Annotated in this window: 17 protein-coding genes and 1 tRNA gene; 15 read left to right on the top strand and 3 right to left on the bottom strand. The window is 52.8% G+C overall.

Annotated elements, in window-relative coordinates:
• Nucleotides 1–240: 240 nt before the first annotated feature.
• From BR86_RS0109265 to BR86_RS0109315, 9 genes are all read left to right on the top strand, one after another.
• The gene (locus tag BR86_RS0109265) at nt 241–699 is read left to right on the top strand and encodes a COG2426 family protein (RefSeq protein ID WP_031473282.1); all 459 of its coding nucleotides are present in this window, start codon (nt 241–243) and stop codon (nt 697–699) included.
• A 345-nt stretch (nt 700–1,044) separates the two neighbouring features.
• Complete coding sequence (locus BR86_RS0109275) at nt 1,045–2,031, top strand: diacylglycerol/lipid kinase family protein (protein ID WP_031473286.1); 987 nt, start codon at nt 1,045–1,047, stop codon at nt 2,029–2,031.
• Between the two features lie 31 nt (nt 2,032–2,062).
• Nucleotides 2,063–2,632 (top strand): 2-C-methyl-D-erythritol 2,4-cyclodiphosphate synthase, encoded by a 570-nt coding sequence (gene ispF / locus BR86_RS0109280; protein WP_031473288.1) that lies wholly within the window; start codon nt 2,063–2,065, stop codon nt 2,630–2,632.
• A 327-nt stretch (nt 2,633–2,959) separates the two neighbouring features.
• Nucleotides 2,960–4,375, top strand: a complete 1,416-nt coding sequence (gene cysS, locus BR86_RS0109285) for a cysteine--tRNA ligase (RefSeq protein ID WP_031473290.1) — start codon at nt 2,960–2,962, stop codon at nt 4,373–4,375.
• On the top strand, nt 4,360–4,818 hold the full coding sequence (locus BR86_RS0109290) for a Mini-ribonuclease 3 (protein WP_031473292.1): 459 nt from the start codon (nt 4,360–4,362) through the stop codon (nt 4,816–4,818). The genes cysS and BR86_RS0109290 overlap by 16 nt, the downstream gene beginning before the upstream one ends.
• A 380-nt stretch (nt 4,819–5,198) precedes the next feature.
• Entirely contained in the window at nt 5,199–5,936 is a 738-nt protein-coding gene (rlmB, locus tag BR86_RS0109295) for a 23S rRNA (guanosine(2251)-2'-O)-methyltransferase RlmB (protein WP_031473294.1), read from the top strand.
• A gap of 374 nt (nt 5,937–6,310) precedes the next feature.
• Complete coding sequence (locus BR86_RS15245) at nt 6,311–10,684, top strand: chitobiase/beta-hexosaminidase C-terminal domain-containing protein (protein WP_081844211.1); 4,374 nt, start codon at nt 6,311–6,313, stop codon at nt 10,682–10,684.
• 131 nt (nt 10,685–10,815) lie between these two features.
• Nucleotides 10,816–11,511 (top strand): TetR/AcrR family transcriptional regulator, encoded by a 696-nt coding sequence (locus BR86_RS0109310; RefSeq protein ID WP_051684715.1) that lies wholly within the window; start codon nt 10,816–10,818, stop codon nt 11,509–11,511.
• A 49-nt stretch (nt 11,512–11,560) separates the two neighbouring features.
• Nucleotides 11,561–12,670: a DUF5640 domain-containing protein gene (locus BR86_RS0109315; protein WP_031473301.1), complete on the top strand. Its 1,110-nt coding sequence runs from the start codon at nt 11,561–11,563 to the stop codon at nt 12,668–12,670.
• A gap of 28 nt (nt 12,671–12,698) precedes the next feature.
• On the opposite strand, the gene BR86_RS0109320 is transcribed toward BR86_RS0109315, so the two are convergent.
• The 3 genes from BR86_RS0109320 to BR86_RS0109330 all read right to left on the bottom strand — a co-directional run bounded on the left by BR86_RS0109320 (nt 12,699) and on the right by BR86_RS0109330 (nt 15,480).
• Nucleotides 12,699–14,093: an MATE family efflux transporter gene (locus BR86_RS0109320; protein WP_051684716.1), complete on the bottom strand. Its 1,395-nt coding sequence runs from the start codon at nt 14,091–14,093 to the stop codon at nt 12,699–12,701.
• 292 nt (nt 14,094–14,385) lie between these two features.
• Nucleotides 14,386–14,458: transfer RNA gene (locus BR86_RS0109325), tRNA-Ala, on the bottom strand.
• Nucleotides 14,459–14,520: 62 nt separating this feature from the next.
• Entirely contained in the window at nt 14,521–15,480 is a 960-nt protein-coding gene (locus BR86_RS0109330) for a LysR family transcriptional regulator (RefSeq protein ID WP_031473303.1), read from the bottom strand.
• A gap of 395 nt (nt 15,481–15,875) precedes the next feature.
• On the opposite strand from BR86_RS0109330, the gene BR86_RS0109340 reads away from it, so the two are divergent.
• The 6 genes from BR86_RS0109340 to BR86_RS0109365 all read left to right on the top strand — a co-directional run bounded on the left by BR86_RS0109340 (nt 15,876) and on the right by BR86_RS0109365 (nt 21,779).
• Nucleotides 15,876–16,298: a PPC domain-containing DNA-binding protein gene (locus BR86_RS0109340; protein WP_031473305.1), complete on the top strand. Its 423-nt coding sequence runs from the start codon at nt 15,876–15,878 to the stop codon at nt 16,296–16,298.
• Nucleotides 16,299–16,330: 32 nt separating this feature from the next.
• Entirely contained in the window at nt 16,331–17,296 is a 966-nt protein-coding gene (locus BR86_RS0109345; protein ID WP_031473307.1) for a D-2-hydroxyacid dehydrogenase, read from the top strand.
• 53 nt (nt 17,297–17,349) lie between these two features.
• The gene (locus tag BR86_RS0109350; protein ID WP_031473309.1) at nt 17,350–18,525 is read left to right on the top strand and encodes a glycerate kinase family protein; all 1,176 of its coding nucleotides are present in this window, start codon (nt 17,350–17,352) and stop codon (nt 18,523–18,525) included.
• A 179-nt stretch (nt 18,526–18,704) separates the two neighbouring features.
• Complete coding sequence (locus BR86_RS0109355) at nt 18,705–19,829, top strand: GGDEF domain-containing protein (protein WP_031473311.1); 1,125 nt, start codon at nt 18,705–18,707, stop codon at nt 19,827–19,829.
• 68 nt (nt 19,830–19,897) lie between these two features.
• Nucleotides 19,898–20,566, top strand: a complete 669-nt coding sequence (locus BR86_RS0109360) for an HAD family hydrolase (protein WP_031473313.1) — start codon at nt 19,898–19,900, stop codon at nt 20,564–20,566.
• Nucleotides 20,567–20,774: 208 nt separating this feature from the next.
• A complete protein-coding gene (locus tag BR86_RS0109365; RefSeq protein WP_031473315.1) occupies nt 20,775–21,779 on the top strand; it encodes a hypothetical protein in 1,005 nt (334 codons plus the stop codon).
• The last annotated feature ends 132 nt before the right edge of the window (nt 21,780–21,911 follow it).

Genomic DNA, 21,911 nt, shown 5'->3' on the forward strand with positions numbered 1-21,911 from the left:
CCGGAGTTTTTTACGCAAGCGGCGAGCCAAAGCCTGTGGTTGCACGAGGCCCTGGCGATTGCCGCGAAACGTTCGAAAACCGCGAAACGTGTTTCGTCTCGTTGAAGTAACAGGCCCGCCGGCGGCTGCGAAACGTTTAACGTGCGCGAAGCATCTTTCGTGGGCTGTCGGCCGAAAGAACACGGAGCGTGAGTGTGATTGGGCGGAAGCCGTGCGACTGGCTTGCCGTGAGGTGAAAAGATGGATTTTTTAAAGATATTTCTGGTTTCTATGGTTCCGATGGTTGAACTGCGAGGCGCAATCCCGTTTTCTCAGTATCTCGGGCTTCCGCTCATCCCGTCATATCTGATCTGTATCGTGGGCAATATGCTTCCGGTTCCGTTTATCCATCTGTTCGCCAGAAAAGTTCTGGTGGCCGGGAAAAACTGGCCGGTCGTCGGGAATATGTTTGAGTGGATTCTGGACCGTGGAGAAAAGGCGGGAAAAAAGCTGACGGCGAAGGCTGGACGCGGAACCTTTCTTGCGCTTCTCCTTTTTGTCGGAATTCCGCTCCCGGGAACCGGGGCATGGACCGGGACACTGGCGGCCAGCATTCTGGATATGAAGTTTCGGGAGACCGTTGCGGCGGTTATGCTGGGAGTTCTTCTCGCCGGTGTGATCATGATGACCGCAAGTGTGCTCGGTTTCCGTCTGGTATAAGAAATGGCGTAAAAGCACCGGAAAAGGCGCAGGAAACAGCACCGGAAAAACGCAGGAAACAGCGCCGGAAAAGCGTAAAAACATCAGAAAAAAGCATAAGAAAAAACATCAGAAAAACATCAGAGGAAACATAAGAAAAAAGCTGCTTTATGGCGCCGCCGCGCGGACCGTTCGTCGGACAGAGACGGGACTTCCGCAGGGGCGCCATTGTTTATATTTTTTTTATCCATTCGTCACAGGCGATATGCTATACTGATTACTAATCGAGAAGACGAAAAACGATCACGGGTATCGGCAGAGTCTGGAACGGCCGGTATCGGAAATCGCTTGTTGACGGAGGCGGAGATGTACTATTTTATCGTCAATCCCAATTCAGGAAGCGGAAGAGGCTTGAAAGTCTGGCAGACAATCGAGCGTATCATCGCCCGAAAGCACATCGAATATGAGGCATATCTGACGGAGGGACCGGAGCAGGCGGGAGAGTACGCTGCGGCGATCACGGAATCCCTCCGCAAACAATATGAAAGCACGTCGGAAGAAGAATCCACAGAAGAGACGGAAACAGCAGACGAACATGTGATGGTCATTGTCGGCGGAGACGGGACATTCAGTGAAGTCCTGAACGGGATGGACACGGATGCACCGGTCACCGTTGGCTATGTTCCCGTGGGAGTGGGCAATGATCTTGCCCGGAGTCTTCGCCTGTCGCGGAGCGTGAATTCCCGCATCCGCAGAATTCTGCGGGCGAAGAAGTACCGCAACCTTGATTACGGCATTATGACAGTGGACGGATCGGACGGAGAAGCCTGCCACCGGCGTTTTATCGTCAGCAGCGGGATCGGACTCGATGCGGATATCTGCCACCGGGAAGATTCCATGATGCTGAAAATTCTCTTCGGAAAACTGCGGCTGGACCGGCTTTCCCGTTTTTTTGCGCGGTATCACAGCTGCCGGTCGGCGATTCCGAGCAAAGGATATATTGTCCTCAACGGAGAGCGGCGAGTGGAGTTCAACAACATTTTTTTTGTGAGCGCCATGCTTCTTCCGTATGAATGCGGCGGTATGAAGATCGGACGGGATGCGGGACGTGGAAACGGGGAACTCTCGATCTGCGTTTATTCGAACAGCAGCCGGACGGAACTGATGAATGCGATGCGGTGCGCGGCGGGCGGACGAAGGAAGATCCGCGGACTCCGGACGTATTCCTGCAAGGAGGCGAAGATTCACACCGAGATTCCGTTTCTTGTCCATGCGGACGGCGAGAGCAGCGGAAACGCGATGACGGATATTCAGGTTTCCTGTGTAAAGGGAAAGATTCGGATGATTATCTGATTTTTATTGGGGAAAGGTAAGAAAGAAACAGATGAGGATAGGACAGGGTTACGATGTACACAAACTGACGGAGGGACGGGAACTGATTCTCGGAGGGGTGAAAATCCCGTATGAAAAGGGGCTTCTCGGCCACTCCGACGCGGACGTTCTGCTCCATGCCATCATGGATGCGCTTCTCGGCGCGGCGGCGCTCGGTGACATCGGACAGCATTTTCCGGATACCGATCCGAGGTATGAGGGCGCGGACAGCATGATGCTTCTGCGGGAAGTCGGAAAGATTCTGGAAGAGCACAATTATATCATTGAGAACATTGATTCGACGATCATTGCACAGAAGCCGAAACTCGCGGATTACCGGCCGAAGATGGCGCAGAATATCGCCGATGCGCTCGGGCTGGATGTCGATCAGGTCAGCGTGAAGGCGACGACGGAAGAGCATCTCGGATTTACCGGGCGGGGCGAGGGCATTTCCGCACAGGCGGTAGCGCTTCTTTCGACGGTGGACAATTTCATCTACTACGATCAGACAATGCCAAATGGCGGATGTGCGGGCGGCCGATGCGCCGGATGCGCGGGATGCCTGAAAAATCAGCCGGAGTGATGCATCTGTGAGTTGCGGTGGCACAGAATATTGTTTTGTGATAGAATGGAGGACAGACTATAGCGTTCTGTCTTCCTTTTGTTTAGGCGAGCAAAGAGCCAAAGCTCACGCTTGCGTGAGGCCCTGGCGACTGACGCGAAACGCTCGAAACTTGTGAAGCGTGTTACGACTCGTTTATGCGGGCAGGGAGTCAATGTCCATGCCGGCACAGGGGACATTTGCCCGGATGGTGAGCCGACCTGCGAAGAGCGTCTTATGCCGGGAAAGACAGAATAGAGTAAGATCGTGAACATAAGATCGTGAAAGAATGGAAAAGGGGAAAGTTCGATGAAAATCTTCAACACACTCAGCAGAACAAAAGAAGAGTTCAAGCCGCTTCAGGACGGACAGGTCAGCATGTATGTCTGCGGTCCGACGGTTTATAACTTTATTCATATCGGAAATGCGCGCCCGATGATCGTGTTTGACACCGTGCGCCGGTATTTTGAGTACAAGGGATATAAAGTCAATTACGTATCGAATTTTACGGATGTGGATGACAAGATTATCAAGGCGGCCAACGAAGAGGGCGTGGAGTCTTCGGTTATCTCCGAGCGCTTTATCAGAGAGTGCCTGACCGACATGAAGGGGATGAATATCATGCCGGCGACGAAGAATCCGAAGGCGACAGAAGAGATCGACGGCATGATCGAGATGGTTCAGACGCTGATCGACAAGGGACATGCCTATGTCGCAAAGGACGGAACGGTCTATTTCCGTGTGAAGAGCGACCCGAATTACGGAAAGCTTTCCCATAAGAATATGGATGATCTGGAGTCCGCATTTACCGAGAGAACACTGAAAGTCAGCGGTGAGGACCAGAAAGAAGATCCGAATGATTTCGTTCTCTGGAAACCGAAGAAAGAGGGCGAGCCGTTCTGGGTATCCCCGTGGTGCGAGGGAAGACCGGGCTGGCACATCGAGTGCTCGGTGATGTCCAAAAAATATCTTGGAACCACCATTGACATTCATGCGGGCGGCGAAGATCTCGTGTTCCCGCACCATGAAAATGAGATCGCGCAGAGTGAGTGCGCGAACGGCGAGCCGTTTGCCAAATACTGGATGCACAACGCATTCCTGAATATCGACGGAACCAAGATGTCCAAGTCTCTCGGTAACTTCCGTACCGTCCGCGAGATCAGCGAGCATTATGATCTTCAGGTTCTCCGCCTGTTCATGCTGAGCGCGCAGTACCGCAGCCCGCTGAACTTCAGCGCTGACATGATGGAGTCTGCCAAGACTTCTCTGGAGCGTATCCGCACCGCGTCCGAGAACCAGAGAACGGTGATGGAAAATGGTGCAGAGGGCGCAATGACGGAAGAGGAGACAAAGAATGCGGCTCTTCTGAAGGATTACATCGCAAAGTTTGAGTCGGCGATGGATGATGATTTTAATACCGCGGATGCGGTATCGGCGGTATTTGAGCTGGTTCGTTTCTCCAACTCCACAGTAAAGGCGGATTCCACAAAGGAATATGCAAAGACCGTATTTGACGTTATGGAAAAACTCTGCGGTGTTCTGGGTATCATCACCGAGACAAAAAAGGAGATGCTGGACAGCGATATCGAGGCGATGATTCAGGCGCGTCAGGATGCGAGAAAAGCAAAGAATTTTGCCGAGGCTGACCGGATCCGCAACGAACTGCTGGAAAAAGGGATTATTCTGGAAGACACCAGAGAGGGCGTAAAATGGAAGAGAGCCTGAAGACGATCCTCGAAAACTTCCGGACAGCATTCCGGATCAAAGGACATGAGATCGGAGAGTACTCCGGTCTTCAGCTCGCCTACATCGGCGATGCAGCGTATGAGATGGTGATCCGGACCTATGTGATGGATCAGGGAAACATGCAGGTGGAAAAAATGCATAAGCACACCACTTCTCTGGTCAGAGCGGGGGCACAGGCGGCGATGTACCACGCCATGAATGACGCGGACATCCTGACGGCGGAGGAGATCCGCGCCTATAAGCTCGGAAGAAATTCCAAGTCTTATACCAAAGCGAAGAATGCCACGATGACGGATTACCGGACCGCAACCGGATTTGAAGCGCTGATGGGCTGGCTCTATATGTCCGGCCGTTACAGCCGAATGATCGAACTGATCGCGTTTGGCCTGCGGGCGATCGGGGAACTGAAGGAGAATGAATGAGCGAGAAATTCAACAACAGAGCCGGGAAAAGACCGGATAAAAGACCGATGGAGGGACGGAATCTGCGTCCCCTTGGCACCATTTCCCGACCGGAGAGAAATGAGGATGCGGCAGACGTTTCGGCGAGAGGAAGCCGTGGAGAGACCGGCCGAAGGACGGCTGACCGGGCTGAATCCGGGAAACAGGGAGGTTTCGGAAAGCAGACGACCGGGCAGGGATATACCGGAAGAACAAAGAGCGATGAACGCAGAAAAGTGTTTGGAAAAAGCGATCGGAAAGGCTCCGAAAGAAAGTATGCATCCTACCGCCTGAATCCGTCCCGTACATCCCGGGCGCAGGATGAGTACAGGGAGACCGTTTCGGAGGCGGAGACGGAGGGGATCGAGTCGACCCATATCGAGGGAAGGAATGCTGTTCTGGAGGCATTCCGTTCCGGAAAAACCATCGAAAAGCTGTTTGTTCAGGACGCGTGCAAAGATGGTCCGATCCAGACCATCGTCCGGGAGGCGAAGAAGAATCCGGATACGATTCTGAACTTTGTCAGCCGCGAGCGCCTGGACGAGCTTTCCGAGACCGGACACCATCAGGGCGTCATCGCCTATGCTGCGGCGTATGCCTATTCCGAGGTGTCGGATATGCTGGCCAAGGCAAAGGAAAAGGGAGAGGATCCGTTCCTGATCCTTCTGGACGGAATTGAAGATCCGCACAATCTCGGGGCGATCATCCGTACGGCGAATCAGGCCGGTGCGCACGGTGTGATTATCACCAAACACAGAGCCTGCGGTCTGACGGCGACGGTGGCAAAGTCCTCCGCCGGCGCGCTGAATTATACGCCGGTCGCCCGGGTGACGAATCTGGGCCAGACCATCGAGGAACTGAAGAAGGAAGGTCTGTGGTTTGCCTGTGCCGATATGGGCGATACGCCGGTCTATAAGCAGAACCTGAAAGGCCCCATCGGTCTGGTGATCGGTAACGAGGGAGACGGCGTCAGCCGTCTGGTGAAGGAGAAATGCGATCTGGTTGCATCCATTCCGATGAAGGGGGATATCGACTCCCTGAACGCATCGGTGGCGGCCGGTATTCTCGCATTTGAGATCGTGCGTCAGCGGATGGGCTGAGAGATGTTTTTCCCAAAATGACGGCTGAGAGAGGATCGACAGGGACGTCATTGGGTGTCAGATGCCGTGCGGGCTTCAGAATCTGGAGACGATGGTTGGAATGTCAGGAAGACAATAATAATAGAATATCATACAGAGAAGGTCTGTGGAATTGCGGAAAAGCAGTTTCACAGGCCTTTTCTGTTATTTTTGTAACCGAAATTGTGCTTTCTGTTACAATAAATATTGTTATTATTGCAGAAAGATGTGCGTTCTGATAGTATATGTATCGAATAAACACCTGATAGTAGTCGTATCGGGTCGGAAAGATAGAGTGACAAAGGAGATGTCTGCTGTTACCGGTATACATCAGAGAAATAAGAGGGAGAATCAGGATGAAACGATCAATATGGAAAAATCTGGCACAAAGAATAAAAAAGGCGGCTGCCATTGTGACGGCGTTATCCCTTGGATTGTCGCTTGCAATGGCACAGCCGGTGTATGCCGGAACAGGGGTTTCGAAAATTTCGATTAAAATGCCAATGCCAATAAAAGGGAATGACAAACATCAGGTAGTCATTCCGAAAGGCGAGAAAACCACATTTGTTGTAAAACTGACCGGGTATAGCGGCAAGCCGCTGTATCAGTCAGATTGCAAAACAGTTTTTACGTCAAGCAGTAAGACGAAAGCAACGATCTCGGATCCGGATTACAAAAAAAAGAATTCCAACGTATATTGGGCGGATGTACAGGTGAAACCAAATGCACCCGGTAAATTTGAACTTAAGGCTAAAGTCAAGAAAAAAAATCTTTATGTGTATTGGACAGTCTGTGTCTCTACACCGATTGATCGGATTGCAATCAACAAGGAGGTGGGAGATGATATATACGAAAGTGGAAACGGACCGATCATGGTCGGAGATAAGCTGATTGCGAAAGGCGTGGATCCGGACGACTTAGTGCTGACCACGGCACTGGTAAATTTTAAATGGTATGTGATCGGGGACGATGGTACCCGGACGGAAGTTCCCAAAGGAGTGCGGGATGAAGAGCTGGTTGTTACGGAGGAGATGGTCGGACACAGACTCATGGTGGAAGCAAGACCGTCCAGTTATCTGACAGGAAGCGCGTCCTACGAGACGAGTGAAGCCGTTATCGAGTACCGTGAACGACTGGAAGAACCGGACGCCCCGAAAAACCTGGAGGAGCAGAAATGTTCTGCGAAGGGTAAGAAGGACGGTAAAATAACCGGTGTAACGACTGCGATGGAGTATCAGTTGGAAGGGGCCAAGATTTGGACCCCCGTCACCGGAGATGAGATTACCGGTCTTGCCGAAGGCACATATTATGTGCGATACATGGCGACCGATAAGGCACTGGCATCCAAAAAAACGAAAGTTCGTGTGGGCGCGGTGGCGACGGTTTCTGCACCGAAATTCAGTCCGATGGGTGGAAGTTTTCCGGAACCGGTGGATGTTGCGATCTCCAGTGAGACAAAAGGGGCAGATATCTACTATACTCTGGATGACAGTGAGCCGACCGTGGATAGTGAAAAGTATTCCGGACCGATTCATATCGCAGAGACCACTACCGTCAGGGCGATTGCGGTGAAGGAGGGAAGTAATAACAGCTCCGTGGTTTCGGCAAACTATGAGGTGATCAAAGCAGAAGAAGGTCCGAAGATCACGAAGGATCCGGAGGGAATTTCGGAACTGATGTATGACGGGGAGGAGCATGCTCTGATTACCCCGGGCGAAGTGAAGGACGGGGAACTGTATTATGCGGTGCAGAAAGCCGTAGACGACGAAAATGAGGATGAGAATGCGGATACGCTGCAGTACCGCAAAGAAATTCCGACTGCGGCAGAGCCCGGAAGCTACTATGTCTGGTATAAGGCGGTTGACACGGAAAAGAAGATCGAAAGTGAGCCGGAGCTTATCATTGTTACGATTTATGACCGGATCCGGATTCATTTCCACGCAAACGGCGGAACCGGGAAAATGGATGACCAGAATGTGACCACGGAGGAAGAGGTAAAGCTGAATGCGAATACATTTTCCAGAGAAGGCTTCCGGTTCACCGGATGGAATACGAAGGCGAATGGCGACGGAGACTCGTATGAGGACGGGGGAGAAGCGGAATTTACCGAAGAAACGGACCTGTATGCGCAGTGGGAGAAGGTGATGGATCATAACCATCTTCCTCTGACAAAGGTGGAAGCGCAGGAGCCGGGATGCGAGAGCGAAGGGAACAAGCAGTATTATGTATGCGAACACTGCGGAAAGATTTATGAAGATCCGGAAGGACAGCTGGAACTCGACAAAACGGCGGTCATCGTTGCGGCGACCGGACACCGGTGGGACGAGGGAACGGTGATTCAGGAACCGACGCACGAGGAGGAGGGAATTCGCCGTTATACCTGCCTGAATGATTCTTCTCATACCAAAGAAGAAAAAATTCCGAAAAAGACAAAACCGGCTGCTCCTTCGACCGTTGTGGCCGGCAACTGCACGACGGCGGACAACAACGATGGAAGACTGATTGGCGTAACGACTGCGATGGAATATAAGAAGGCCGATGCCACAGGCTGGACTGCCGGAACAGGAGAGGACATCACAGGCCTTGTTCCCGGAACCTATTATGTCCGCTTAAAGGAAACCGATACGACTTGTGCATCAGACAATCAGGAACTGACGATTTCGGAATATGTTGTGCCGGCCTATGACGTGATCTACAGGGTTGTGGGCGGAACCTGGGCGGATGGTAGTACGGCGGATCGGACAGAAACCGTACAAAGCGGATCGAAGCCGGCCGGCGTGCCTACCGGCATGAAAGCCTCCGAGGGTTTCGAGGACGGATCGTGGGATACAGATCCGGCGGATGCGGAAATCACGGGAGAGAAGACATTTACTTATACTTTCACGGCGAAGCGTATAGCAGCGGTTACCGAAGCGCCCACAGCAAAGAATCTGATTTATAACGGACAGGCTCAGGAACTTGTGACCGCAGGTGAGGCGGAAAACGGCACTATGTTTTACGCTGTGACCGGGGAAGATGATCCGGAACCAGACGCATCTCTTTACACCTCATCCATCCCGGCAAAAACCGGCGCAGGAACTTACCATGTCTGGTATAAAGCGTGTGACACGGAAAAGAATAACGAAAGCGAGCCGGAGTACGTCTCCGTTACGATCCATGACCGAATTGTGATTCATTTCCACGCGAACGGCGGAACCGGAAAAATGGATGATCAGAATGCGGTCACGGGTGATGAGACAAAGCTGAATGCGAATACATTTTCCAGAGAAGGCTTCCGGTTCACCGGATGGAATACGAAGGCGAATGGCAACGGAGATTCGTATGAGGACGGGGAAGAAGCGGAATTTGACGACGAAACGGACCTCTACGCGCAGTGGGAGAAGGTGATGGATCACAACCATCTTCCGCTGACGAAAGTGGAAGCGTGCGATCCGGGATGCGAGAGCGAAGGAAATAAACAGTATTACGAATGCGAGCACTGCGGGAAGATTTATGAGGATCCGGCAGGGCAGGTGGAACTCGACAAAAAGGCGGTCATCCGTGCGGCGACCGGACACCGGTGGGACGAGGGAACGGTGATTCAGGAACCGACGTATGAGGAGGAGGGAATTCGCCTTTATACCTGCCTGAATGATTCGTCTCATACCAAAGAAGAAAAAATTCCGAAGAAGACAAAACCGGATCCGGTGATCGATGATTCCGGCGAACCGGGAAGCGGAGAATCCGGAAACGGTGGCAACAGCGACGGCGGCGAGGACGACAACGGCGGCGAGGACGACAACGGCGGCGAGGATGACCACGGCGGCGAGGACGACAACGGCGGCGAGGACGACAACGGCGGCGAGGACGACAACGGCGGCGAGGATGACAACGGCGGCGAGGACGACAACGGCGGCGAGGATGACCACGGCGGCGAGGACGACAACGGCGGCGAGGACGACAACGGCGGCGAGGACGACAACGGCGGCGAGGACGACCACGGCCCCGAGGATGACCACGGCGGCGAGGACGACCACGGCGGCGAGGATGACCACGGCGGCGAGGATGACCACGGCGGCGAGGACGACCACGGCGGCGAGGATGACCACGGCGGCCAGGACGACCACGGCGGCGAGGACGACAACGGCGGCGAGGATGACAACCACGGCGGCGAGAACGACAACGGCGGCGAGGATGACAACGGCGGCAGCGGGAAGCACAAACGTGACGAACAGATTGTCTGGGATGACGACGATGATAGCGACGATGAGAGCAGCGAATCATACCGGTCCGAACTGGAAGGTAAAATGCCTCTGACGCAGTACCGGATCACGGAACATCATCAGGCAGAATCCGGCGTTCCGGTCAGTGATGAGGGCGGCCACTGGGATCAGCAGTCTGACAGCTGGACTTATACCAAGTCGAATGGAACACTTGCCCGGGATGAATGGCTGAACCTCAATTACAACGGACTGACCTACTGGTATGATTTCGATGAGAATGGCATCATGCGGACCAGCTGGTTTGAATTTGGCGGTGAGCGGTACTATTTCATGACGAAGAAAGACGGATGGCGGGGCCGCATGGCGACCGGCTGGAAGCAGATTGACGGAAAGTGGTACTATTTCGATGTCATTCCGGGAGCGACACAGGGAAGAATGTTTCATGCCGCGGTGACGCCGGACGGACACAGTGTCGGGGATGACGGCGCCTGGGACGGAAACGGAGAGATCCCGGCAGAGATGGAATAATCATATGTGCCGAACGATCACCGAATCGGGACTGTATCAGGTTTAAAGGACAGTGCGGTCAGGCCAGAAAACGAGGAAACGGAGAAGTTCCGGTAAATTAGGAGTGTTTTGGGGAAAGAGAGAATCGGGAGATGTGGACATCATCCAGAGGAGAGAAGAAGATTGAGGCAAGACGAAACGAACTTCTTCAAAAAGGATATGAATTGTTTACGGAACGGAACATCGAATCCGTGACCATGCGTGACGTGGCCAATGCGGTCGGCTGTGGGATTGCCAGCGTATATCGCTATTATAAGAGCAAACCGGTTTTTGTCATCGCGGTGGCGACCTGGGTATGGTCCGGAGTGATTCAGAAAAACAGAGAGAAAAGGCCACATCCGGACCTGACCGCGATGACGGCAGAGGAGATCTTTTCGTTTTTTCTGGAAAGCTTTATCGAGCTGTACCGCTCCCGGCCGGATCTTCTTCGTTTTAACCAGTTTTTCAATATCTATATTCGGTCGGCGAAGATCAGTCCGGAGATGCTGAAACCGTATCAGAACATGATCGAAGAACTGAAAGAACGGTTTCATGTCATGTACCGGAAAGCGGAGAGTGATCGGACGATACGGACGGATGAACCGGAGGAAGAGATGTTCTCTACGATCCTTCATCTGATGCTTGCGGCGGTGACAAGATACGCCATCGGACTGGTATACATTCCGGAAAACGGTTTTGATGCGGAAAAGGAATTGGAAAAGCAGAAGGAAGCCCTTCTTCTCCGGTATCGGAACGGGAAGCAGGTCAAAGCGGAAACGCTTGGATCGACATTTTACGAAAAACCGTAATCGGATGAATATTTTCATGTGACATCTGGCAGAAACAGAGGGAAAGGATATGAAAAGAAAAACAGCAAAAAACATAAAAATAATGGCTCTGGCAGGATTATTGGCCGCATCTGCCGCGTGGAGCGTACATGCTGACGAGATTCCGGCAAAGACTTATGCTGATGAGGGCAGTGCCGGAGCTTCCGGTCAGAACGGGAAACTCTACGGGGAAAATGGGAGTCCGGAATCACCGGATCTTTCTTCTGAGGAGTATTTCCAGAAAAAGACGGCGTCGGCATCGGAAGGCGGAGAGAGCGAAGAAAAAACGAATCCGGCGAACAACAGCGGAGAAAAATCTGAGACCGAGCCCTCCGGCGAGGGAGGCAGCGGAGCGGAAGAGACCGGTTCCGGTGAGAACAGCGATGGTTCCGCTGCCGGCGATTCCGATCAGAGTGACGCGGGAAAAACCGGAGATGATCAGGAACAGACCGGGGAAGGCGCGGAACAGTCCGGAGATGACCAGGAAAAAGCCGGGGAAGACGCGGAACAGTCCGGAGATGACCAGGAAAAGGCCGGGGAAGGCGCGGAACAGTCCGGAGATGACCAGGAAAAGGCTGGGGAAGACGCGGAACAGTCCGGAGATGACCAGGAAAAGGCCGGGGAAGACGCGGAACAGTCCGGAGATGACCAGGAAAAGGCCGGGGAAGACGCGGAACAGTCCGGAGAGAACCCGGAGGCAGAGACCGGGGCAGTAAATGACAGGAATGGCGCAGAGACGGCACCGACGGAAGCAGCGGGCGTTCCGACAGGAACTTTGCCGGAAACACTGCCGGTTCCGGAGGTCGTTCCGGCTCAGTCTCTCATCCCGCCGGTACAGAAGCCGGAAATCGTGGAACCGGAATTCCTCAGGATGAAAGATATTCAGGGGACCTGGTGCATTGATGACGATACCTTATACCGTTTCAGCACCAACGGAACCGGAGCACTGATCCTGCCGGAGCACAGTTATTCGTTCCATTATACCCTTGAGGAAGATATTCTGGAGATGGACTTTGACAAGTCGGGACTCCGGGATTCGACCTTCAGTGTCTCGCTGGAGGACGGCGAGCTGACCATGATCTGTCTGGACGAATTCTTTGAGGATGAGTTCGTTCTGGAGAGAGCAGGCGCCGGGATGTAACGGAGAAATACCGGCAGAAGAGGAAAACTTAGTTTCTTTCCCGGGAGAAGGAACGCGCCGCCATGCGGTAGGCGTGCCGGAAATACAGCATTTCGGCAACGCCGGTCACTGTCCACGAGAAAATGTAGAGCAGATAGAGCGATGTGATGGTATGGAAATACGCAAATACGGTAAAAATCCATACAATCCGGAAGGCACATGACCCGAGAAGGACGATGACGGTCGGGACAGCACTTTTTCCGAGCCCGCGGCAGGCCGCGATGCTGTTGTCCATGAATGCGGAAAATCCATAGGAGAGCGCCATGACGGAGAGCCGGTAGATTCCGGCTTCCGCTACGGCGTCATCTTTTGTAAACAGGTGAAGAAACGGATCTCCGAAGGCATAGAGGAGAAGACCGATGGCGGTGCCGACGGCAAACGCGTAGGCAGTGCTGATGATATAGGACTTTTTGACGCGGTCCATTTTTCCGGCGCCAAAGTTCTGTCCGATAAAGCTGCTGCCGGCCGTATAGAATGCTGCCATGACATCATAGTCGAGGGCGTCTGCATTCTGTGCTGCCGCATTTCCCGCAACGACTACGGCGTCAAAGGTGTTGACGCCGTACTGAACGAACAGGTTGGCAATCTGGAAGATGGCGTTGGAGAGTCCGGCCGCCAGACTGATCGGAAGGATGAGAGCAGCGATCCGCCGGTCATATGCCATGCCCGACAGCGTTAGACGGATTTCGGTCTTTTCACGTATCAGCGAGAGTACGATGAGGGCGGCGGAGCAGTATTGGGCAATGATGCTTGCCAGTGCGACGCCGGCCACATCCATGTTCAGGGCAATCACGAAAAAGAGGTTGAGCACGATGTTCAGAATGCCGGACGCGGTCAGCAGCATCAGCGGGCGCCGGGTATTTCCGGCCGCACTGTAGACGGCACTTCCGAAATTGTATATGGCGAGCGCCGGTGCTCCGAGAAAATAGATCCGGAGATAGAGAGACGAACCGGCAAACAGTTCCTCCTTGGTCTGAAGAAGCTTCAGAATAAAGCCATGCGTGATCTCGCCGGCGACAAGAGTCAGAAGTCCGATGACGATGCACAGAAGAAAGGCGGTCTGTATGGTCCGGCGGACTTCTGCGTGGTCCTGTTTTCCGAGCGCGTGTGCGGTGATGACATTGATGCCGCTTCCGATTCCAATGATGAATGTCGTGATCATGACGACCAGTGTCGAGGTGGAGCCGACGCTTCCGAGTGCAAGCGGGCCGGCGAAACGGCCGACGACCGCAATATCGGACATATTGAAGAGAATCTGAAGCAGATTGGATGCGATCAGAGGAATTCCGAAGAACAGAATTCCCTTCCAAAGAGATCCTTCGGTCAGGTTTGCCGTGCCCTTTGCGGACGGCGCTTTTCGTTTCCCGGATGCTGTGAATGCCATGATGATTCCTTCCGTGAGCCGGAGTGTTGAGAGCCGGCAGTCTGACAAGATGATAATGATACAAAACGAGCGAAGCGGGGCGCCACTCTGGCATGGAGTGGATGACCGCACCTGCGAGCTGGAAGCATGTAAACTTATCTAAAAAACGTGACACATTCGTGACACAGTAGATGCCCAAAAATGACCTTTACAAGCCATAGTGTAACAGGAAATGACATAATGATGGAATAAAAAACCGCACAACCAAGCCGATTTGGCGAAGTTGAGCGGTTTTTAAAATGCACTCAGATAGTGGAGACGACGGGATTCGAACCCGCGGTCTCAGCGTTGCGAACGCTGCGCTTTCCCAGCTAAGCTACGTCCCCGAGAACAACCCTATTATACCACGTCAGCGAATCAATTCAATATATTTTCGAAATTTTTCTGATTACATCAGCGAGATGGATTTCCATGCCTCTGCTGTGAACTCGATGAAATCGGTGATATGCGCAGGTCTTGGTTCTGTATTGTGAAAGAGGAGATAGAGCGGAACGTCGACAAAGTCTGTTCCCTGACGGATCGGGAAAATGTTGATGTCCGGGTACAGTCTTCTCAGCTGCGGGCAACGGCTGGAGCGCACGAAAAAGGCACCGTAGCTTCCGGGATACAGAGATTGAAGGAGATCAACACTGGCGGATTCCATGTAGACATTCGGGCGGAAACCCGCGTTGTGAAAACATTCGTCGGCAATCGCCCGCATGTGGGAACCGGGATTCTGCAGAAGATACGGGATCTCGGAGAACTCGGTCAGATCCGTGCCGGAGAGGGCGCGGTTCCGGATTTCCGGTGCCTTTTGACCGAAATACTGCTGCAGGAGCTCATCGGAGAGGATCAGACAGGTTCTCTCCCGGGTGAGAAAACGCTTGGAGAACTCATCCGGAAACCGCTGCAGATATCGGGGCGATTCAATGGGCGCGAAGATCAGATCGAGCCGGTGATCAGCCAGATCGCGCAGAAGGTCATCCGTGCCGCGGTCCACCAGGGAAATGCGGATGTTGGGCCATTTCTTCCGGAACCTCGGCAGGATATCCGGAAAACAGAGCTCGGAGCGCACGGTAGAGATTCCGATGCGGAGCGTTCCGTAGTGGGAATGGCTGATCGCGGAAAAGCGGTTGATCAGATCGTCGTTTTCACGGAGCATCTGCTCGGCGGTGAATTTCAGGGCCTCCCCGGCCGGTGTCAGCCGAAGCGATGGCTTTCGCTCGAAGAGCGTCACGCCGTAGAACTCTTCCAGATTCCGGATCTGGAGGCTGAGCGCCTGCTGGGAGAGATAGAGACGCCGGGCGGTCCGGGACATATTCAGATCTTTGCATACTTCCAGAAAATACCGGAGACTGTTCAGATTCATGGGCTTGCTTCCTTTCGGATGGATAAAAAACCGCGGCTCGGCCGGTGGATAACGCGCCCGGAGCAGCGTTCATAAAGTAACGATAGCATGGGGGAAAAACTACAAGTAAAACTTGTATATAAACAAGTTATATACAAGTTAAAATGTTTGTCAATCCGTTGGCGGCGTTTTAAGATAAGATTACGGAGACGGTGAAGCCGCGGCTGCGAAGGTTTGACGATTATTGAAGTGAGCGCGGATTGGCCGTAATGGCAGCAGTCACCGGCCTGCAGAAAAGAGAAAAACAGGAAAAGAACCAGACAAAAGAACCGGAACCAGAAATCTGAAGCAAGAACCAGAAAGAAGAACCAGAAAGAAGAATCAGAAACAAGAACAGAACAGGAAAGGAACTTATCATGGAATTCAGAAAGTTTGAAGATACTTATGTAGTTCGTCTTGACCGCGGCGAGGAGATCATCGCTTCGCTGACGGAGTTATGCGCCAAAGAACACATTTCCCTCGGAGCCGTTCAGGCGATCGGTGCAGCGGACAAAGCGGTGATCGGGCTTTACGATGTGGAAAAGAAGTTTTATCGACGGACAGAACTGGAGGGGCCGATGGAGATCACCTCTCTTCTCGGAAATATCACGGAGAAGGACGGTGAGGTATATCTTCATCTCCACATCAATCTCTGCGATGAGAAGATGATGATTCACGGCGGCCATCTGAATGAGTGCCGGATCTCCGCAACCTGCGAGATGATTGTGCGCACCCTTCCGGGAAAGGTCGGCCGGATTCATGACACCAAGGTGACCGGACTGAATCTGTTTGCATTCTGAACCGATGAGCGGAATACGAGAGGAGTAATCATATGAAGATTGTGGTGCTGGACGGATATACGGAGAACCCGGGAGATCTCAGTTGGGAGCCGATGAAGGACCTGGGAGAGTTGACAATTTATGACCGTACTTCGGTGACCGAGTCGCCGCTGATCGCGGAGCGGATCGGCGATGCGGAGATCATCGTGACCAATAAGACGCCGATCTCAAGGGAAACCATCGACAAATGCCCGAATCTCAAGGCGATTGCGGTGTTTGCGACCGGCTACAATGTGGTGGATTACGAGTACGCGAAGGAGAAGATGATTGCAGTCATGAACGTTCCGACGTACGGCACACAGATTGTCGGACAGTACGCAGTCGGACTCCTTCTGGAGATCTGCTCTCACTTTGCGCATCACGATCAGGCAGTCAGGGAAGGACGCTGGGAGCACAACATTGACTGGTGCTTCTGGGATTATCCGATGATCGAACTCAGCGGCAAGACCGCCGGCATCATCGGCTTCGGAAGAATCGGTCAGACAACCGGAAAGATCCTGAAAGCGATGAATATGCGGGTTCTCGCCAATGATAAGTTTGAGAGTGACACCGGGAGAGAGATCGCGGAATATGTGGATCAGGAGACGCTGTTCAGAGAGTCGGATGTGATCTTCCTCCACTGCCCGCTGTTCCCGGATACCGAAGGCCTTATCAATAAGGACAATATCGCCAAAATGAAGGATGGTGTGATCCTGATCAATAACAGCCGCGGCGGTCTTGTGGCGGAGCAGGATCTGGCCGATGCATTGAACAGCGGCAAGGTATATGCTGCCGGACTCGATGTGGTGAGCACAGAGCCGATCCGCGGAGATAATCCGCTTCTGGGCGCGAAGAACTGTCTGATTACGCCGCACATTTCCTGGGCGGCTTTGGCGGCAAGACAGCGCATCATGGATATTACGGTGGATAACCTTCGCGCATTTATAGAGGGACATCCGGTTAATATCGTCAATTCGTGAGATGCGACATTTGAAATCAGACCTTCAGATACTGCCTGATGGAGGATAAATTTATGAAACTGCTCTTTGCATCGGACTCCTTTAAGGGGACGTTGTCCACTGAACAGACGGGAAAGCTTCTTGCGGACGCGGCGCGGGAGGTCTTCGGTGAATGTGAAACCGAAACCGTCCCGGTTGCCGACGGCGGAGAAGGAACGACGAGGGCTGTTGTGAAAGCCCGCGGCGGCGAACTGGAGCGGGTTTTTGTTCACGGACCTTATATGGAAGCGGAACCTGCCATTTTCGGGAAGATCGGGACGGAGGAGGCAGTGATGGAGATGGCATCGGCCTCCGGTCTTCCGATGGTTCCGGAGGAGAAGCGGGATCCGCGGTATACCACGAGTTTCGGAACCGGAGAACTTCTGAAATACATTCTGGATACCGGGTGCCGGCGCGTCTCGATCGCGATCGGCGGCTCGGCAACCAATGACGGCGGGATTGGATTTGCGAGAGCGCTGGGCGTCCGTTTTCTGGATGCGCAGGGACGCGAACTCGGCGGGAAGCGCCCGGATGAGCCGGGATACGGCGGGATCGGGGCGGATCTCATCCGTGTGGACAGAATCGACCTGAGCCGGATCGACCCGCGGATCCGCGATACGGAGTTTACCGTTATGTGTGATGTGACGAATCCGCTCACAGGGCCGGACGGGGCGACCAGAACCTTCGGTGCGCAGAAGGGCGCATCGCCCGTGGTTATCGAAGCACTGGAACAAGGCATGGAGCATTACCGCAAGGTTCTGATCCGGGAATTCGGAACGGATCCGAATGAGATTGCCGGAAGCGGCGCGGCGGGAGGACTCGGCGCGGCAATGTGTTTTTTTCTTCAGGCGAAGATTCGCTCCGGCATCGAGACGGTGCTGGATCTGGTAAAGTTTGATGAAAAACTGGAAAATGTGGATCTGGTTGTGACCGGAGAAGGCCGGACAGACTGGCAGAGCGCATACGGAAAAGTGATGCAGGGCGTCGGACAGCGGGCGAAGGCGCGCGGAATTCCGGTGATCGGACTGTCGGGATCTCTGGGACAAGACTATGAAAAGATGTATGAGCACGGGATTGCGTCGCTCATGACGACAGTGGATGCGCCCATGAGTCTGGTGGAAGCCATGGAGCACGCGGAAGAACTCTATTTCCGCGGGGCCGTCCGGATGTTCCGGATGGTAAAGGCTGGAATGGCATTGGTGAATCTCTGAAACGCTCTGCAGCAGGGGATGGGGAAGCCCGGATCTGCCTGCAGATGTGTTTATATTTATCTGTATTCTGTCGATGTGTGAATAGATAAAGATTAAATGGCAACGGATTTTTATATATTCATAAGAAGTGCCCGCGGGATGCGGCATTTTCCCGCATAGGGTTTTACAGGATACGGCATATGATTATATACGCGCATCTCATTGAGATTTTTATTATCTTCTATATTATGTACAGTCTGAAACAGGATCAGATCATTGAACCGGAGGTGAAAAAGAATTTTTACATCTCCGGTGTATTTCTGGTGCTTCTTTTGACCGGCAATCAGCTGTGGCAGCTGGTTGCCCAGTTGGGAAATGAATGGCCGAATCAGGATTTTATCCTGAATACCATTGACAGTATCTGTTATGCGTTCATTCCTCCGGTGATCACCCTCCTTTTGTGGATCAATCAGAAGGGGGTTACTCTGCAGCAGCGGATTCTTGTGCATATGATCGGACCGTGGTTCATTCTGATTGCGATAATGAATATCTGGTTTCCGATGATTTTTATAACGGTAAACTCGCAGATGATACAGCTTCCGGGGAGTACGATTTACACGGTGCTGGAGGTGACATACTTTATCTGGCTGCTCTACCGCTATTATGTTCACAGTTTCTCACAGTTCCCGAAGGATAAAGTTCTGATCTCGATGGTGGTGATTGTCGTGGTGATCGGACAGATGGCGGAGGCTTTTCAGAACGATTACACAACATCCTGGGGAAGTATTGCAATCGCATATTATTTTCTTTACCGTGCGGTGGCAAATCTCTATGAGAATACGGATCAGCTCACTCATGTGGCAAATTATTACAGCTACGTCAGCCAGCTGCGCAGCATTGAGAAAAAACGCATGACTATCGTAGCGTTTGATCTGAACGGCCTGAAGACATACAATGATACGGAAGGGCATCAGAAGGGCGATGAGTATCTGACGGCATTTGCGCAGACGGTCTGGACAAAAATGCGTGGAAAGGGAATGCTGTTCCGGACCGGAGGCGATGAATTTGTCTTTCTTTCGCCGCAGAAAGCGGAAACGCTGGAGCCGGTTCTGAAAAAAATCCTTGAAAAGAAATGTGATCCGAAGTATGGTGATTACCTGCTGAGCTTTTCCTACGGAATCGAGGAGAAGGCGGAAGAGGAGAGCTCGGAGGCGGCCTGCGCGCGGGCGGATAAGAAAATGTATGATATGAAAATGGAGTATTACCGGACTCACGAGCGCAGGGCAAAGGATCTGCCAAAGGGGAAGGATATGCCGGAACGTTAGCATTCAGACGTTTGCGGGCTGGCTCCAATAGACAGGCGATCCTGTCTGCCAGAGTCGGGAGGATAAAAATGATCAGAGCAGTGTTATTTGATATGGATGGAACGATGTTTGACACGGAGCGGCTTTCGATGGAAGGCTGGCTCAGGGCCGCGAAGGCGAAAAATAACGGACTGGACCGGGAGCATTTTCTGCTGTTCCGAGGCCGCTCCGTACCGGCCAATGCGGCGGCGTTCGCGTCGTGGTACGGAAGCGAAGAACTGTATTACGAGATGAGGAAGCTTCGCACGGAGTACATTCAGAATTATCTGAAGGACAATGGTATGCCGATCAAGCCGGGACTGTTTGAACTGTTGAAACTGTTGAAAAAGAAAAATATGAAGACCTGCATCGCGACATCGACGAAGCGTGAACGGGCGGAACAGTATTTCGCGCAGACCGGCGTCAGAGATTATTTTACGGATACGGTGTGCGGTGACGAGGCGGAAAAATCCAAACCGGATCCGGAAATCTTTCTGAAGGCTGCGGAAAAAATCGGCGAAAAACCGGAAAACTGTCTGGTTCTGGAGGACAGTCCGAACGGCATTCTTGCGGCAAAAGCAGCGGGATGCATGGCATTTATGATTCCGGACCTCGCCCCGGCGGAGGAGGAGATGAAGGGCGTCTTCGACCGGGAATGCGCTTCTCTTCTGGAAGTGGCGGAAATCATCGGGACCTGGCCGGATGTGCCGCAGGACTGATTCATTAAGTTATTTGTAGGTGAATCTTAATGTTCCATTCCTTGTAATACACATAAAGTTGTATTAAACTCGTGAACATGCAGGTAAGAGCGGGCGAAGGACACAAGAAGCGATCAACGGGCCGGAGCAAAATGATACCGGCCGGGCGAAAGATCCGGATGTGACGGAGAACGGTCGTCTTGCATGATTACGCAGGAGGTATAACTTTATGAAAAAGACAAGATACTGTGCAGTTCTGGCAGCAGGAGTTCTGGCTGCAGCATTGGCAACCGGATGCGGAAGCAAGAAGGCGGAGGCAACCACTGCGGCTGTGACAACCGCTGCGGAGTCTGCTCCGGATAACGGTGAGACCGATGCCGCCATGGAAGTCAATGAGATCAATGAGTCGGAGTTCGAGGAAGGTGATCTGAAGATCCCGACCGGAAACGTGGAAGTGGAGAGAAAGAACGCTGACGGAACAGTTTTGGTTGAGGGTTATTACGAGCAGGTTGTCATTCCGGATTCACTGAAAGATAAGCCCATCGGAAAGGCACTCGAAGCATTCAATCAGGCACAGATTGAGCGCGCAAGAACAGATATCGCTTATCTGGAGTCAGAGGCCGAAAAGAACCTGAAGGATAAGGGCGATAAGTTTAAGGCATTTGAATACAATTCAGACGTATCGTTCAGCACTCAGAACCAGGATTACGTCAGCATTCAGGCATCCAGCTATTCCAAGACGGATGCGGAGGAGAAGACCGTTTACCATACGGCAACCTATGATACCAAGACGGGAAATGAGCTGAAGGTATCCGATATCGTAGCGGAACCGGACAAACTGGCCGATGTGCTTGCCGATCGTCTTCTTCACGAGAATAGCAAGGAAGACTTTGGTGATGTGGATGTCAAGGGCAAGATCAAGGAAATGATCACCAACGGCACGCTGGCATGGAATCTGGAAGACGACGGTGCCGTATTTACCTTTGCTGAGGGAACGGTTGCACCGGTGGATAATGGTGAGTTCACCGTAAAGTATCTGTATGCGTTTACACCGGAGTTCTTTAAGTCTGTTCCGGAAGCAGCGATGAAGGCAGCACAGGAAGGCGCGGAAATCCTCGATGACGGAAATGATGCTGCGGATTCGAAGTCTGCAGAGAACAGCGATGAGGGCGCATCCGGCCCGGGAAAGGAAGCAAAACCGGCTCAGGAGTCCATCGCGGCTAAGAAGAAATAATTAAAAAAAATAATAATTCAGGATCACGGCAGTCTCCGGAGCCTCGTGCAGGCACGGACTTCGGAGAGTCTGCGGTGTCAGAAAAAGAGAAATCCGCACAGCTACGCCAATTCGGCGCAGTTGTGCGGATTT

It is taken from the genome of [Clostridium] aminophilum DSM 10710 (assembly GCF_000711825.1).
Lineage (GTDB): Bacteria > Bacillota > Clostridia > Lachnospirales > Lachnospiraceae > Clostridium_R > Clostridium_R aminophilum.